Source organism: Pseudomonas silesiensis, assembly GCF_001661075.1.
GTDB classification, from domain to species: domain Bacteria; phylum Pseudomonadota; class Gammaproteobacteria; order Pseudomonadales; family Pseudomonadaceae; genus Aquipseudomonas; species Aquipseudomonas silesiensis.
In genome coordinates this window covers 1473370-1487637 of sequence record NZ_CP014870.1, presented here as the reverse complement: position 1 = coordinate 1487637, position 14268 = coordinate 1473370, and the positions used below count along the sequence as shown (strand labels likewise).

14 protein-coding genes are annotated in these 14268 nt (G+C 61.8%); 2 read left to right on the top strand and 12 right to left on the bottom strand.

Annotated features, from left to right (window positions below; translation table 11 throughout):
• Positions 1 to 52: 52 nt before the first annotated feature.
• The 5 genes from PMA3_RS06760 to PMA3_RS06740 all read right to left on the bottom strand — a co-directional run bounded on the left by PMA3_RS06760 (position 53) and on the right by PMA3_RS06740 (position 5050).
• On the bottom strand, positions 53 to 1363 hold the full coding sequence (locus PMA3_RS06760) for an MFS transporter (RefSeq protein WP_064676434.1): 1311 nt from the start codon (positions 1361 to 1363) through the stop codon (positions 53 to 55).
• 169 nt (positions 1364 to 1532) lie between these two features.
• Positions 1533 to 2681 carry a galactonate dehydratase gene (dgoD, locus tag PMA3_RS06755; protein WP_064676433.1) on the bottom strand — a complete coding sequence of 383 codons (1149 nt, stop codon included), beginning with the start codon at positions 2679 to 2681 and terminating at the stop codon, positions 1533 to 1535.
• A 44-nt stretch (positions 2682 to 2725) separates the two neighbouring features.
• Positions 2726 to 3346 (bottom strand): 2-dehydro-3-deoxy-6-phosphogalactonate aldolase, encoded by a 621-nt coding sequence (locus tag PMA3_RS06750; protein WP_064676432.1) that lies wholly within the window; start codon positions 3344 to 3346, stop codon positions 2726 to 2728.
• 19 nt (positions 3347 to 3365) lie between these two features.
• Positions 3366 to 4358 carry a 2-dehydro-3-deoxygalactonokinase gene (locus PMA3_RS06745; RefSeq protein ID WP_064676431.1) on the bottom strand — a complete coding sequence of 331 codons (993 nt, stop codon included), beginning with the start codon at positions 4356 to 4358 and terminating at the stop codon, positions 3366 to 3368.
• Positions 4359 to 4567: 209 nt separating this feature from the next.
• Entirely contained in the window at positions 4568 to 5050 is a 483-nt protein-coding gene (locus PMA3_RS06740) for a GNAT family N-acetyltransferase (RefSeq protein WP_064676430.1), read from the bottom strand.
• A 198-nt stretch (positions 5051 to 5248) separates the two neighbouring features.
• On the opposite strand from PMA3_RS06740, the gene PMA3_RS06735 reads away from it, so the two are divergent.
• Positions 5249 to 5581 (top strand): hypothetical protein, encoded by a 333-nt coding sequence (locus PMA3_RS06735; protein ID WP_064676429.1) that lies wholly within the window; start codon positions 5249 to 5251, stop codon positions 5579 to 5581.
• A 60-nt stretch (positions 5582 to 5641) separates the two neighbouring features.
• Positions 5642 to 5896 (top strand): hypothetical protein, encoded by a 255-nt coding sequence (locus PMA3_RS06730; protein ID WP_064676428.1) that lies wholly within the window; start codon positions 5642 to 5644, stop codon positions 5894 to 5896.
• Positions 5897 to 6118: 222 nt separating this feature from the next.
• On the opposite strand, the gene PMA3_RS06725 is transcribed toward PMA3_RS06730, so the two are convergent.
• The 7 genes from PMA3_RS06725 to PMA3_RS06695 all read right to left on the bottom strand — a co-directional run bounded on the left by PMA3_RS06725 (position 6119) and on the right by PMA3_RS06695 (position 14210).
• Positions 6119 to 7048 carry a PfkB family carbohydrate kinase gene (locus PMA3_RS06725; protein WP_064676427.1) on the bottom strand — a complete coding sequence of 310 codons (930 nt, stop codon included), beginning with the start codon at positions 7046 to 7048 and terminating at the stop codon, positions 6119 to 6121.
• A complete protein-coding gene (locus PMA3_RS06720; RefSeq protein WP_064676426.1) occupies positions 7041 to 8507 on the bottom strand; it encodes a purine-cytosine permease family protein in 1467 nt (488 codons plus the stop codon). The genes PMA3_RS06725 and PMA3_RS06720 overlap by 8 nt, the downstream gene beginning before the upstream one ends.
• Before the next feature lie 224 nt (positions 8508 to 8731).
• On the bottom strand, positions 8732 to 9730 hold the full coding sequence (locus PMA3_RS06715; RefSeq protein ID WP_064676425.1) for an ADP-ribosylglycohydrolase family protein: 999 nt from the start codon (positions 9728 to 9730) through the stop codon (positions 8732 to 8734).
• Entirely contained in the window at positions 9727 to 10440 is a 714-nt protein-coding gene (locus PMA3_RS06710; RefSeq protein ID WP_064676424.1) for a GntR family transcriptional regulator, read from the bottom strand. Before PMA3_RS06710 ends, PMA3_RS06715 begins: the two co-directional genes overlap by 4 nt.
• Positions 10441 to 10617: 177 nt before the next feature.
• Positions 10618 to 11586, bottom strand: a complete 969-nt coding sequence (gene araH / locus PMA3_RS06705) for an L-arabinose ABC transporter permease AraH (RefSeq protein ID WP_064676423.1) — start codon at positions 11584 to 11586, stop codon at positions 10618 to 10620.
• A gap of 9 nt (positions 11587 to 11595) precedes the next feature.
• Complete coding sequence (araG, locus tag PMA3_RS06700) at positions 11596 to 13140, bottom strand: L-arabinose ABC transporter ATP-binding protein AraG (RefSeq protein WP_064676422.1); 1545 nt, start codon at positions 13138 to 13140, stop codon at positions 11596 to 11598.
• 65 nt (positions 13141 to 13205) lie between these two features.
• Positions 13206 to 14210: a substrate-binding domain-containing protein gene (locus tag PMA3_RS06695; RefSeq protein ID WP_064676421.1), complete on the bottom strand. Its 1005-nt coding sequence runs from the start codon at positions 14208 to 14210 to the stop codon at positions 13206 to 13208.
• Positions 14211 to 14268: the final 58 nt, after the last annotated feature.

Here is a 14268-nt window from a genome sequence, read left to right as displayed (position 1 = left end):
TTTACCGTTGAGCGAGTGAACGGGCGGCATTATGGTCGCCCGACGGCTGCAACTACAACTTGATACGCTCGACCTTGCCCACCAGCAAGATGTAGGAAAGTGCGCCAATCAACGCCAGCACCGAGATATAGGTGATGGCCGGGGCGAACGAATTGCCGGTGGCGAGGAAGCCGATGACGATAGGCGTGGTGATGGCCGACAGGTTGCCGATGAAGTTGAACACCCCGCCGGTCAGCCCCAACAAACGCGCCGGGGCCAGGGTCGACACCAGCGACCAGGTGATCGAGGCCAGCCCGTTACCGAAAAACGCCAGCGCGAGGAAGGCGATCACCAGGGGTGTCGACTCGACGAAGTTGGCGCCGATGATCGAGGTGGAAATCAGCAGGCCGCCAATGATCGGCAACTTGCGGGCAAAACCCACCGTGTAGCCGCGCCGGATCAACCAGTCAGAGAAAAACCCCGAACACAGCACGCCGACAAAGGCGGCGAGAAACGGCAGCGACGCCAACAGGCCGGACTTGATGAAGTCCATGCCGCGATATTTCACCAGGTAGGTCGGGAACCACGTCAGGAAAAACCACAGTGTCGAGTTGAGGCAGAACTGGCCGAGGTAGATACCCCAGAGCTTGCGCTTGCTCAGGACAATGCCGAGGTCGACCCAGCTGAATTTCGCCTTGGCTTTCGCGGTTTCGGCCTGGATATCCACCAGCCCGCCGCCCTCGCGGATCAGCTCGATTTCAGCCTCGTTGGCGCCCTTGAAATCCCGTGGCTCGCGATACACCGCGTACCAGATCACCGCCCAGAGAATGCCCACCGCACCGGTGCTGACAAACACCATGTGCCAGCCGTATCGGTGCTGCAACCAGGCCAGTACCGGGGTGAGGAAGGCCAGGCCGACAAACTGCCCGGAGGTATAGAAACCGATGGCGGTGGCGCGCTCGCGTTCGGGAAACCAGGTAGTGACCACACGGCTGTTGATCGGATAGGCAGGCGCTTCCAGCGCACCGACCGCCATGCGCAAGACGAACAGTGCGATGAAGCTGGCGGCGAAGCCGAGCATCACCGTGGCGATCGACCATAACAACAGCGCGACACTATAGAGAATCCGTGGCGGGACCCGATCCACCAGCCAGCCGCCGGGGATCTGCATGGCGGCGTAGGTCCAGCCGAATGCGGAGAAGATCAGCCCGACATGGATGGGATCGATGCCCAGGTCGCTGGTCAGCGCCGGGGCGGCAATCGACAGGTTGCTGCGGTCCAGGTAGTTGATCACCACGGTGATGAACAGCAGGACCATGATGAAAAAACGCTTGCGGCTGGGCGTCACCAACGACGCCTGCCCGGTGAGGGTTTGCGGTTGCATGGGGGGTGCCTCTTTTTATATTTATTGAGATCGTGCTGAAGATTTGCGCTGCCCCCTGTAGGAGCGAGGCTTGCCCGCGAAGGCGTCAGTGATGGCGCCGCCGACAGTCAGATAGACCGAGGCGTGGCCTTCGCGGGCAAGCCTCGCTCCTACGGGGATCACGCCGTGATCACCACTCGGCAAAACTGCCATCGGCATGGCGCCAGATCGGGTTGCGCCAGCGGTGGCCGACGGCCGCGCGTTCGATCACGTATTCCTCGTTGATCTCGATCCCCAGGCCCGGGCCGTTGGGGATCTTGACGAAGCCTTTGTCGTAGTCGAACACCCGTGGATCCTTGACATAATCCAGCAGGTCGTTGCTCTCGTTGTAATGAATGCCCAGGCTCTGCTCCTGGATGAACGCGTTGTAGCAGACCGCGTCCAGTTGCAGGCACGCCGCCAGCGCAATCGGGCCCAGCGGGCAATGCAGCGCCAGTGCCACGTCGTAGGCCTCGGCCATGTTGGCGATCTTGCGGGTTTCGGTGATGCCGCCGGCGTGGGAGGCATCGGGCTGGATGATGTCGACGTAGCCTTCGCTGAGCACGCGCTTGAAATCCCAGCGCGAGAACAAGCGCTCGCCAAGGGCAATCGGGGTGCTGGTCAGCGGCGCCAATTCTTTCAGCGCTTCGTAGTTTTCGCTGAGCACCGGCTCTTCGATGAACATCAGTTTGTACGGGTCGAGTTCCTTCATCAGCACCTTGGCCATGGGCTTGTGCACCCGGCCATGAAAGTCGACGCCGATGCCGACGTTCGGGCCCACCGCGTCGCGCACGGCGGCGACGTTGGCCAGGGCCAGGTCGACTTTCTCGAAGGAATCGAGGAACTGCAGCTCTTCGGTGCCGTTCATTTTCACCGCCGTGAACCCCCGCGCGACCGCTTCTTTCGCTGCGCGAGCGGTGTCCGCCGGCCGGTCGCCGCCGATCCAGGAGTAGACGCGGATCTTGTCCCGCACCTGGCCGCCCAGCAAATCACTGACCGACACCCCAAGGGCCTTGCCCTTGATGTCCCACAGCGCCTGGTCGATACCGGCCAGCGCGCTCATGTGGATCGCGCCGCCACGGTAGAAGCCGCCGCGGTAGAGCACGGTCCAGATGTCTTCGATGTTGCGTGGATCTTTGCCGATCAGGTAGTCGGACAATTCGTCGACGGCGGCAGCCACCGTGTGGGCGCGGCCTTCGACCACGGGTTCGCCCCAACCGGTGACGCCTTCGTCGGTTTCGATCTTGAGAAAGCACCAGCGCGGCGGAACGATGAAGGTGGTGAGTTTGGTAATTTTCATGTTGTCTCTCTTATTAGATACAGCGCTCGCAGCGCCAGACTGTCTTAGCGAAGGGCTTTCCAGGCAGCCACATAAGCCTTGGCGTTAAGCGCCACGTCTTCAGGCGTCATGCCCGGTTTGAACAACCCGGAACCGAGGCCGAAGCCTTTGACGCCCGCGTCGATAAACACCTGCATGTTGTCCGGCGTGATTCCACCGACCGGCGCCAGAATCGTTCCGGCAGGTAATACGGCAAGCCAGGCTTTGACGACGGCGGGCCCCATCTGCTCGGCCGGGAACATCTTCAGCACGTCCGCCCCTTCGGCCAATGCGGCGAAGGCTTCGGTCGGCGTTGCCACACCGGGCGACAGGAACAACCCCGCCGCCTTCGCTGCACGCAACACCTTGGGATCGCTGTGGGGCATGACGATCACCTGGCCGCCTGCGGCTTTCACTTGCTCGACCTGCTCCGGCGTCAGCACCGTGCCCGCGCCAATCAGGCAATCGGCAGGCAAGGTGCTGCGCAGGATGCGGATACTGTCGTACGGCTCGGGGGAATTGAGCGGCACTTCGATGACACGAAATCCGGCGGCGTACAGGACTTCGCCGATGGCGGCCGCTTCTTGTGGATGCAGGCCGCGCAGGATCGCGATCAGACCGTTTTGCGCCAGTGCTTGCTTGAGCATGTCAGACCTCCAGTCAGGTTTAACGGGATGGGTTTGCGGTGATCAGTCCGGCGGCAAGCGCCAACTGCCACAACCCGCGTTCGGTGGCCTGCTCGGCCAGGGTTACCCGGGCGAAACCGCAGGCGTCGAGGGCCCTGCTGTAGCGGGTACACAGTTGGGTGTTGCCGATGAGGATGATCGAGGGCAGATGCACACTGTTGCGGCGCCGGCGCTGCACGCTGGCCAAGGCCGACAGCTCATGGCCGATCAGCAGGCCGGAGAGGTAGTCCGGCTGCGCACTGGCCCTCAGTTCGCCGGTCAACCCCAGGCTGCGGGCGCTGAACAAGGTCGACAGCGGACCGATCTCGCCGTCCGCCGACAAGGCCACTTGCACCCCGCGATCGAAGGCGGCGTCATCGAAAGGCGCACCACGTTGCTGGGTGCGTCCGAGAATGCTGTGCTCGCTGAGTACGGCGAAGATTTCACCCGTCATGAAAGTATCGAAATGCACGATGCAGCCATCGGCGACTTGCACCCATTTCGAATGACTGCCCGGCAGGCCGATCAACAGATCGTCGCCGCCATCCGATGGCAGGTTTTGCAGCACGCCCAGCACTTGTGTTTCTTCGCCGCGCATCACATTCGGTAACGGCGAGCGCTGGATAACGCCCGGCACGATGTGCACATCGACTCCGCGAGTACTGCGCAGGGTGTGCAGGGAGGTGCCGAGACTGGCGACGTTTGCCGGGGTATCGCGATAGGCCGCTTCATGCCAGCCCTGGGCGCTGCCGACCATGCCGCAGGCAATCACCGGCACATCGGGCTGCGCGTCGAGCCAGTCACCGCAGGCCTCATCGAAGGCCAGTTCAAAACCATTGGTGCATTCCCGGCCGGCGACGACTCGTGGCGCTTTGGGCAGCTGCATGATGCCCGACGACAGCGAGCGCTGTTCGAGCACTTGGCCATCCTGGCCCAGTTTGTAAGCACGTAATGAGGTTGTCCCCCAATCGAGCGCGATCAATTGCGCCAGCATCGATTCACCTGTTTTGTTTTTTGGCAGTGAGTGAGCTGGACTATAAACCCGGACGGCACAAAATCTCAATATATAAATACACATCCCATATATTGGGAGAAGACAAAAAAAGATCGCAGCCTTCGCCAGCTTCTACAGGGAGTGTGCGGCACACACCGGATCTGTAGGAGCTGCCGAAGGCTGCGACCCTTTAAGCGTGGCGCGTGTGTTCAGTTACCCTCGGCAAAATCCCGCAACACCGCCCCATCCATCCGATACCGCACCCACTCCTCCTGCGGCTGCGCGCCCAGGGATTTGTAGAATTCGATCGCCTGTTTATTCCAGTCCAGCACGCTCCACTCGAACCGCCCGCAATCATTGGCGCAGGCGATTTTTGCCAAATGGCGCAGCAAGGTCTTGCCCGCGCCACCACCGCGCTGTTGCGGGGTGATGTAGAGGTCTTCGAGGTACAGGCAATTGCTGCCAAGCCAGGTGGAATAACTGAAAAAGAACACCGCGAAGCCGATCGGCGAGCCGTCGCGCAGGCAGATCAGACCATGGGCCGTGGCGCCTTCGCTGAACAGGCTGCGCTCGATGTCGGCGACGCTGGCGATGACCTCGTGACGGGCACGTTCGTAGTCGGCCAGTTCAGTGATGAACGCGAGGATTTGCGGTGCATCGCTGGGGGTCGCCGGGCGGATCTCGATGGTCATGGACGTGCCTTCGTCAAAGTTGAAAACGCCATACTAAGTCCACAAGCGACGCTCGTCACATTAGAAAATCCCTTTGGCCAGGAGACTTGACCGGCGCGACAGCAGACCTGAACCGTTCGTCGTTCCTCAGGCACCAATCCGGATCGGCGGCGGCCCAATATCAAGTAAGGACTCTGAATAGAAAATGGAGACACCAGTATGCTCACGTCCCGGTTGTCCGCCCTCGCTCTTGCCCTCCTGATGTCCTCTGCCGCCTTTGCAGCCAACACTGCCTCCGGCACCGGCCCGACCAACCCGGTCGAAAGCCCTAAAGCCCCCGCCATCCAAAGCGCACCCGCCATGAACACCAACGGTACGGGCCTCGACAGCAGCCTGCCGCCCTCCACGGGCACCGACCCTCGGATTCAGGGTAACGACGCGGGCCGTCAAGGTGGGATGAACCAGCCGGACACCCGGACACCCGATAACGCCGACACCGGCATCGGCTCGAAAACCACCACCGGTGGTTCCGAAGGCGGTGCCAGCCAATAGTTCGCCCACGCGAACGACTTATCCACTTGCATAACTTATCCACTTGATAAAGAGGTAAGCATGAACGTCGACAAAAACCTTGAAAAAGAAGTCCTGACCCGCCTGTTGCACGCCCATCCGAGTGGGCTGGGCAAGGAGGTCCTGGATAATTACCGGGGAGAGAAAGTCGTGGCCAGCGCCCTCGCCACGCTGCAGGAGCGCGGATTGATTCAGCATGGTCATGTGGTCTGCAACGAGGACGGTGAGCATTCGTTGAATCTGCCGATAAAACTCAGTGCTGCCGGGGTTGAAGCAGCGCGCAAGCTGGACGCCTGACACGACGGATCAGGTTGCAGCCGTGCTCGGCGAAGAAGATTCCGGGGAGGTCGGGCATGCGTAAGCAGGCGTTGCGCAAGGCGGGTTGACGCCCGGGTTTTGTGTTGGATTCAAGGGCCCCATCGCGAGCAGGCTCGCTCCCACAGTGGATCTGCGTCTGACCAGATTTGGATGGTCGACACAGAACCCTGTGGGAGCGAGCCTGCTCGCGAAAGCGGTAGATCAGGCGCCGTAGGTCTTGCTGATGAATGCATCCACCTCAGCCGCCCCCGGCGAAGTAGCAGGCCCCCACCGGGTCACCGCCAGCGCCGCCGCCGCATTCGCCCGCCGCCCCGCCTCCCCCGCGGACAACCCCTGCGCCAACCCGGCCACAAACACCCCGGCATGCGCATCCCCGGCACCATTGCTGTCCACCGCCTCGACCTTGAACCCCGGCACATGCCGATGCTCGCCGCGCTGACTGAACCAGCACCCTTGCGGCCCATCGCGGACCACCGTCAGAACCTCGGTCGGCAGATGTACAGCCAACCGGTCCAATGCCTCGCCGATGTCCAGTGCCCCGGTAAACCGTAGCGCTTCGACACGGTTGCTGGTCCATACATCAATGCGCGGCAGCAAAGCCTGCATCAACGGCGCATCCGGCGCCTCCACCAGCGGACCCGGATCGAACACCACCTTGATCCCGCCCGGCAACGCCAGCACCCAATCCACCAGCGCCTGCGCCTTGCCGACATGCAGCAGGCTGTAGCCACTGACGTAGACATAGTCACCCGCCTCGGCCGGCACACTCGCCAGGTCCTGGACGGTCAACTCGCCCTCGGCGCCGATGTAGGAAATGAAACTGCGCTCGGCCGACGCGTCCGTCACCGCGACGCACAGCCCGGTATCGCGCCCGGCGCGGTCGGCGATGCCGATGCGGATGCCTTGCGCATTCATGGCCTCACGGGCCAGATCGCCAAAGCGTCCGGTACCGTGGCGGCCCAGGTAAACCACCGACAACCCGTTACGCTGGGCGGCAGCCATCACATTGAAGCCGCCACCGGCTTCGAAACGGGCCGATTGCGCCAGCACGTCCCCGCCCGGCTGGGGCAGTTTATCCACGGCCATGACCAGGTCGATGATGACCTGGCCGGTGTGCAGCAATCTAGGCATGAGCATTCTCGACCCGCGCGGCGCGACGATCTTTCGCCCCACCGAGAACCCCGTAAATGCCACCGGCGACTACAAAGGTCACGATCCAGCCGAGGCCGTTATGTCCCAGCCACGAGTCGGACAGGAAGCCCTTGAACCAGACGTTTTCTGCCGTCGTGCCGATGGTGGTGAAGCTGAAACCCAGCACGATCGCCAACGCCCACGCGCCAAACGCACGCCACTCGACGCCACCTTGGTACCAGTAGGCACTGCTCGGGCTGACGTCCAGCAGATCCTTGGGGCTGTAGTAGTGACGGTGCAGCAGGTCGACCACGAAAATCCCGACCCACGCCGTGATCGGCACCGCCAGCAGCGAAATGAAGGTAATAAACGGACCGTAGAAGCTGTCCGCAATCAGCATGAAGTAGATCGAACCGGCGAAGATCGCGACGATGTCGACCACCACGGCATAGACTCGCTTGACCTTCAGGCCGAGGGTCAAGGTGGTCAGGCCGGCGGAATAAACCGACAGGTTGTTCGACAGCAGCAGCCCGCCGAATGCAGTGATCAGGTACGGCACGGCCATCCAGGTCGGTAGCATGTCGCGGATCGCGACGATCGGGTCGGTGGCCGAGGCCAGGTCGTTGTTGCCCACCGACAGCAGCCCGCCGAGGGTGATCAGCAGTACCAGCGGGATCCCCGCACCAAACGCCGCCGACGCCACCAGGCGCACGGCCTTGACGCTGCGGTGCTGGTAGCGCGACATATCGGCACCGGCGTTGGCCCAACCGATGCCGGTGCCGGCGGCCATGGTGCCGATGCCGATGATCATGGCGCTCAGCGGTGCCGGCGTGGCGTTGAATACCGCGCTCCAGTCGATGGTGGCGCAGAGGAAACCGCCCACCAGAATGTTCAGCGCACCGAATACATAGGTCGCCCACTTCTGGATCACCAGCAAAGTGGCATGGCCGAGGCCGGAGACCGACAACGTCAGCAGCACGAAAATCGCGATGAACACCAGCGTCAGCAGCGGTGCGCTTTTGGCTTCCACCGGTGAACCGAACAGGATCGAGCACAGCGACAGCAGCACGAAGGCGGCTGTGGTGGTGTTGACGGTTTCCCAGCCCAGGCGCGACATCAGCGAGACCAGGGTCGGGCCGATATTGCCGCGTACGCCGAAGATCGCTCGCGACAGGGTCAGGCTCGGTGCCCGGCCCCGACGACCGGCGATGGAGATGATGCCGACCACCGCAAACGAACCGGCGGCGCCGAGGATCGCGACGATGACCGCCTGCCAGATCGCCAGGCCGCGAAACGCCACGAGGGTCGCACCCAGCGGCAGGCCGAGGATGGAAATGTTGGCGGCGAACCAGACCCAGAACAGTTGCAGCGGATGACCGTTGCACTCCGCCTCCGGCACCGGTTCGATGCCCCGGGTTTCCAGTTGCCCGGCGCTTGGCCCGGCGGTCGATGAACTCATGAAAAAAATACTCCTGTTGCCTTTGTTGTGGTTGTGGGCAATTTCGGAAGACGAAACAACATCCCGGCGGTCCTGGCCGTATTCGTGCTTTCCATTGCGGGGGCATCAATTGAAATAGGCAGCGCGCCTATCGCGAGCAAGCTCGCTCCCACAGGTACAGTGTGTACCTTAGAATTTGCACTATCCCTGTGGGAGCGAGCTTGCTCGCGATGGCGTCAGTCCGGTCAACGCAAAGCTAGAAGTCCTTTTACCAGAGGCTCCAGCTCCAGATGATTGACGGCCTTGACCTGCTCGATCATCGCCACCGGCCAGATCTCCAAGCCCAGACAGGCCCCGAGCATCGCCCCGAGGATCGCGGCAATGGTATCAGTGTCACCCCCGAGACTCGCCGCCATGCACAGCGCTTCGAAGGCATTCATTTCGCCAACGGCCACTTGCTGGGCCAGGGCAAACGACACCACCACCGATTCCTGTGACGCCACCGAGGTGCCGATCACGTCATACAGCAAATCGGCCAGCATCGCCCGGTCGTTGTCGACACTGAGGGTCCGAGCCCAACTGATGCGCGAAGCGATGCGCCCGCCCGCGACCCAATGGCCACGCCCTTCCGCCTGCAATGCCATTTGCTGGCCGAGGTTCAAGGCCTCGCCCAGGTCCATGCCGTTGATCCCGGCCGAGACCACCGCCGCCACCGCCGCCGCACTGGAAATGCCCAGCGTGGTGTTGTGGGTGACCTGGCAGGCCTGCACCACGGCATTGATGAAACATTCAGGATCGGCGACATCCGCCGCGATCCCGACGGGCGTGATGCGCATGGCCGCACCATTGGTGGTGCCGTAGCGCCCCGCCTCTTCCGCTGATCGACCAGCGAGAATCATCTCGATCGCGCGCTTGGTCGACGGCCCGAGCAAATCCTGGGAGCCCTTGGCCTGCATCGCAGCTTCCCATTCGATCAGGCGTTGCGCGAGCATCGACGCTTCGATCCGACCCGCGCCATCGATCAACAACTGACCGACCAGAATGGCCTGTTCGGTGTCGTCGGTGATCGAGCCTTTGGGCATGTTCGCGGCGATCGGCTGATCCGGGCCGGCGTCTTGCAAATCACGGATTTCACCGAAGCGCGTCTTGATTTCGGCGCGGCTCAGCGATTGTGTCGGCATGCCCAACGCATCGCCCAGGGCCAGTCCATAAAAGGCGCCCAGGGCACGGTCAAGCAGGGTCATTGTGTATTTCCAAATTGCAGATGCAGCCGAAAGTGCACGGGATCGAGCAGGCTTTCGACCTGTTCCATGAAGCGGTTTTGCCGGTCGTAGGTAGTGCGCAAGGCTTTGAGAAATACTGTACCGGGCTCACGGCCCAGCAGTTCGGCGTCTTCGGTGCTCAGGGGTTCGGCGCCGATCCATTGATCGCCGCGCTCACCAATGTAGCCATAGGCGGCCAGGGTGATGGTCAGTGAGTTATCGATCAGGCCGACCCGCGGCAGGCTTTCCAGGCCTCCAGTGGCGGGCATCAATGAGCGTTCGAGGGAGACCAGCTTGCCGTCGGTGGAACGGCGGCGGCGGTCGAGGGTGATGAATTGGTCGGTGCCGAAACGCGGCAGCAGGTCAGGACGGGTCACCGCCTCCAGCCGCAGCACTTCGGTATTGATCAGCGCCCCGCTGTCGGCCAGGGCCTGGGCCCAGCCGTTGCGTTGATCGAGCATCACACCGTCGAACGTGACGATGGAGCCGACCCCGCTTTGCGTCGCGATGTAATGGCGCCGTTTCAATTCGGCCAGGGCTTCGCGCAGCGTGCCTCGGCTGACCTTGAATTCCTGAGCCAACTGATGCTCGCCCGGCAATAGAAGGCCGTCCTCAAGGAGGCCGCTTTCAATGCGCCGAATGAGTTCATCGACCACCCGTTGTTTCTTGTCAAATCGTACCTGTCTAATCATGTACAGCGTAATAACCGAAATATCCTTAGGCGAGCAAGGAATATTTCAGGGAGGTGACGGGAGGGCTTACTTCGAAAAGCCACCGCTGCGCGGTCAATCGCGAGCAAGCTCGCTCCCACAGGGGTTTTGCGGCGGACACATATTTTGTGCACGACACACATTAGATCTCCTGCGCGGTTAGCGTTGTTTCAAACGGTCGATGACAACGGCCAGCAACAAAATCGAACCCCGAATCACATACTGGTAAAACGTATCGATGTTCTTCAGGTTCATCGCATTCTCGATGATCGCCAAAATCAGCACCCCGGCAATCACATGCCGAATCATGCCAATCCCCCCGCTCAGGGACACGCCGCCCAATACGCAAGCCGAGATCACCGTCAGTTCAAACCCCTGGCCGATCATCGGTTGCCCGGAGGTCATGCGCGAGGCGAGGATCACCCCGGCCAACGCCCCGACGACCCCGTGCACGGCAAAGATGATGATCTTGGTCCGATCAACGTTCACCCCGGCCAGCAATGCCGCTTCCTGGTTGCCGCCGATGGCCATGGTGTTGCGCCCGTAGGTGGTGTAGTTCAGCAGCCAGCCGAAAAACACAAAGCAAACGATCGTGATGAGGATCGGCACTGGCACGCCGAACAGCTGGCCATTGCCGAAGACGAAGAACGACTCCTGGGAAACCCCCACCGCCTTGCCGTTGGCAAAAATGTAAGCCAGGCCGCGAACGATCTGCATGGTCGCCAGCGTGGTGATCAACGCGTTGACCCGCAGCTTGGCAATCACTATGCCGTTGATCAGCCCGACGATCAGCCCCATCACCAGCGCCGCGCCGACGCCGAGGAACACGCTATCGGTGTCGCGCATCACCACTGCTGCCACCACCCCGGCGCAGGCAATCACCGAACCCACCGACAAGTCGAAGTGCCCCGACGCCAGGCAATACAACATGGTGCACGCGGCAATCCCGGTGGTGGAAATCGCCAGGCCCAGCCCCCGCATGTTCAGCGGCGACAGGAAGTTGTCGATCAGCAGCGTGCAGAGCACGAAGATCGCGGCCGCCGCCAGCAGCATCACCCAGTCATCGAGAAAACGCCGCAGGTCCAGCGGTTGGCGCCGGGTTGGCAAAGCGTTGTTTTGAATAGTCATAGTCACCTCTCAGTTCGCCCCGCCATTGGCGCGTTGGCGCGGCAAAGCCAGTTGCAGCAGGTTGGATTCATTGGCCTGTTCGCGGGACAGTTCGCCGCGCATCGCGCCTTCGCAGAGCACCAGGATGCGGTCGGAAATGCCCATGACTTCCATCAGGTCGCTGGAGACCACGATCACCGCGATGCCGCTGGCGGCCAGGTCATGGATGATCTGGTAGATCTCGGCCTTGGCGCCGATGTCGATGCCCCGGGTCGGTTCGTCGAGCAGCAGGACTTTCATCGGCATCGACAGCCAGCGACCGAGAATCGCCTTCTGCTGATTGCCGCCGGACAGGTACATGATTTTTTGCGCAGCGTTCGGCGTCTTCACTTTCAGCGCCTTGATCTGTTTATCGGCGTTGTCCTTTTCCCACAGGCCGCGCAACAGGCAGCCGAACGTGGAATGGGCGCCGCGGGCACTGATGTTGATGTTCTCGGCGACGCTCGCGAGCGGCATGATGCCCTCCTTCTTGCGGTCCTCGGGGCACAGCAGGATCCCGGCGGCAATCGCATCGCGCGGTGAACGCAACTTCAGTTCATGTCCGCGCAACTCCAGGTGTCCGGCGGTATTGCGTACCAGGCCGCTGAGCATGCGAAACAGTTCCGTGCGCCCGGCACCGACCAGGCCGAACAGCCCCAATATCTCGCCTTTGTGCACTTCGAAACTCACCGGCTCACGCAGGCCAGGCCCGAGCAACCCGTCGACCTTGAGCGCCACCGCGCCACGCTGACGGGGGCGGTAATCGTAGATGTCCTGAATGTCGCGACCGACCATGCAGGTCACCAACTGGTCGTGGGTCAGTTCGCTCATGTCTTCGAACGTACGTACGAAGCGACCGTCCTTGAACACCGTTACCGCGTTGCAGATGCGGAACACCTCTTCCATGCGGTGGGAGACGTAAAGCACCACTTTGCCCTCGTCCCGCAGGCGCCCGATGATCGCCATCAAGCGATCGATTTCCCGCGCCGACAGGCTGCTGGTCGGTTCGTCGAACGCAATCACGTGCGCGCCACGGGACAACGCCTTGGCGATTTCCACCAACTGCCGCTGACCGAGGGACAGTCGCCCGACTTTCTCTTGCGGTTCGATTTCATCGGCCAGGCCCTTGAGGCAGGCCAGTGCCTGTTGCCGTAACGCGCCACGATTTATAAGGCCGAAACTGGCGGGAAGATGCCCCAGGAAGAGGTTTTCGGCCACGGTCATTTCCGGCACCAGATGCAACTCTTGATGGATCACCGCGACGCCACTGCCAATGCTGTCGGCGGTGGATTTGAAGACCATGGTCCGCTCGCCGATCTGCAGATCGCCGCTGCTCGGGATGTAGGCACCGCCGAGGATTTTCAGCAGCGTCGACTTGCCGGCGCCGTTCTCGCCCATCAAGGCGTGCACTTGTCCCGGATGGGCAATGAAGCTGATACCGTCCAGCGCCTTGACCCCGGGAAAGGTCTTGCCAATCCCGTTGAAGCGCAAGCTGCCACCGGTGTTATGTTGCTGTGTATTTGTTTGCGCGTGCATAACCCACCTCTTCACACAGACCTGGCGACCCCGTCCCCGGGGCCGCCGATGAAATCAACCGCGCCTCAGTTCCACAGGCCGATCTTTTCCAGTTCCTGCTTGAAGTTCTCGCGCGTGATCAGCGTCACGTCGTCCATCGCGGTGTACTTGGGTGGTTCTTTGCCGGTAGTGATCCACTCGTACATCATGCTCGCGGTGTTGTAGCCCTCGATGTGCGGGCTCGGCAGCATCGAGCCGAAGAAACCACTGTTGGCTTTTTTCAGTTCGCCGATGGCGTCGGTGCCGTTGATGCCGATACCGATGACGTTGGCCGCGGCAAAACCGGCGCTCTCGGTGGCGCGCACGCCGCCCAGCACGGTGTTGTCGTTCATGCCGCCGATGATCAGGTTCTTCGCCGCGCTCGGCAGTTTCACCAGCGCCGAGTTGGTGGCGTCCATGCTGCCCGGCACGTCGAGGGTTTTCAGCGCCGAGAACAGAATGTGGTCTTTGGGCATCCCGGCGTCTTCCAGGGCCTTGGCCGAGCCGTCGGTGCGCTTCTTGCCGGTGTCGAGTTCGTTGTAGGTGTTGATCACCGCGTAGGTGTCTTTCCAGTCCCAGCCGCGTTTTTTAGCTTCGGCGGCCATGGCGTCGCCCTGCTTCTGGCCAACTTCGAAGGCGGCCATGCCCAGGTACGGCACGTCTTCCATGAACTTGCCGCCGGCATCGACGAAACGGTCATCGACCGCAATCACTTTCAATCCATTGAGCCTGGCCTTGGCCATGATCGCAGGGCCCAGGGACACATCCGGCGGACAGATCACGAAACCCTTGGCGCCATTGGCCGCCAGGCTGTCGATGGCCGAGAGGGTTTTCTCGCCATCGGGCACGGCGATCTTGATCACCGTGAAGCCCTTTTCCTTGCCAGCCTTTTCGGCGAATGCCCATTCAGTCTGGAACCAGGGCTCTTCCGCCTGCTTGACCAGAAACCCGATCTTCACTTCCTCGGCCGCAAGCAACGAACTGCTCAGGCTGACCGCAGTGACCGCCAAAGCGGCACGGCACAGGGAACGGATCCCACGACGACGATTCATAAGCTGACTCCTTGTTATTTTTGTTGAGCGTTATTTGTTCAAAGCCGGTGCAGCAGTC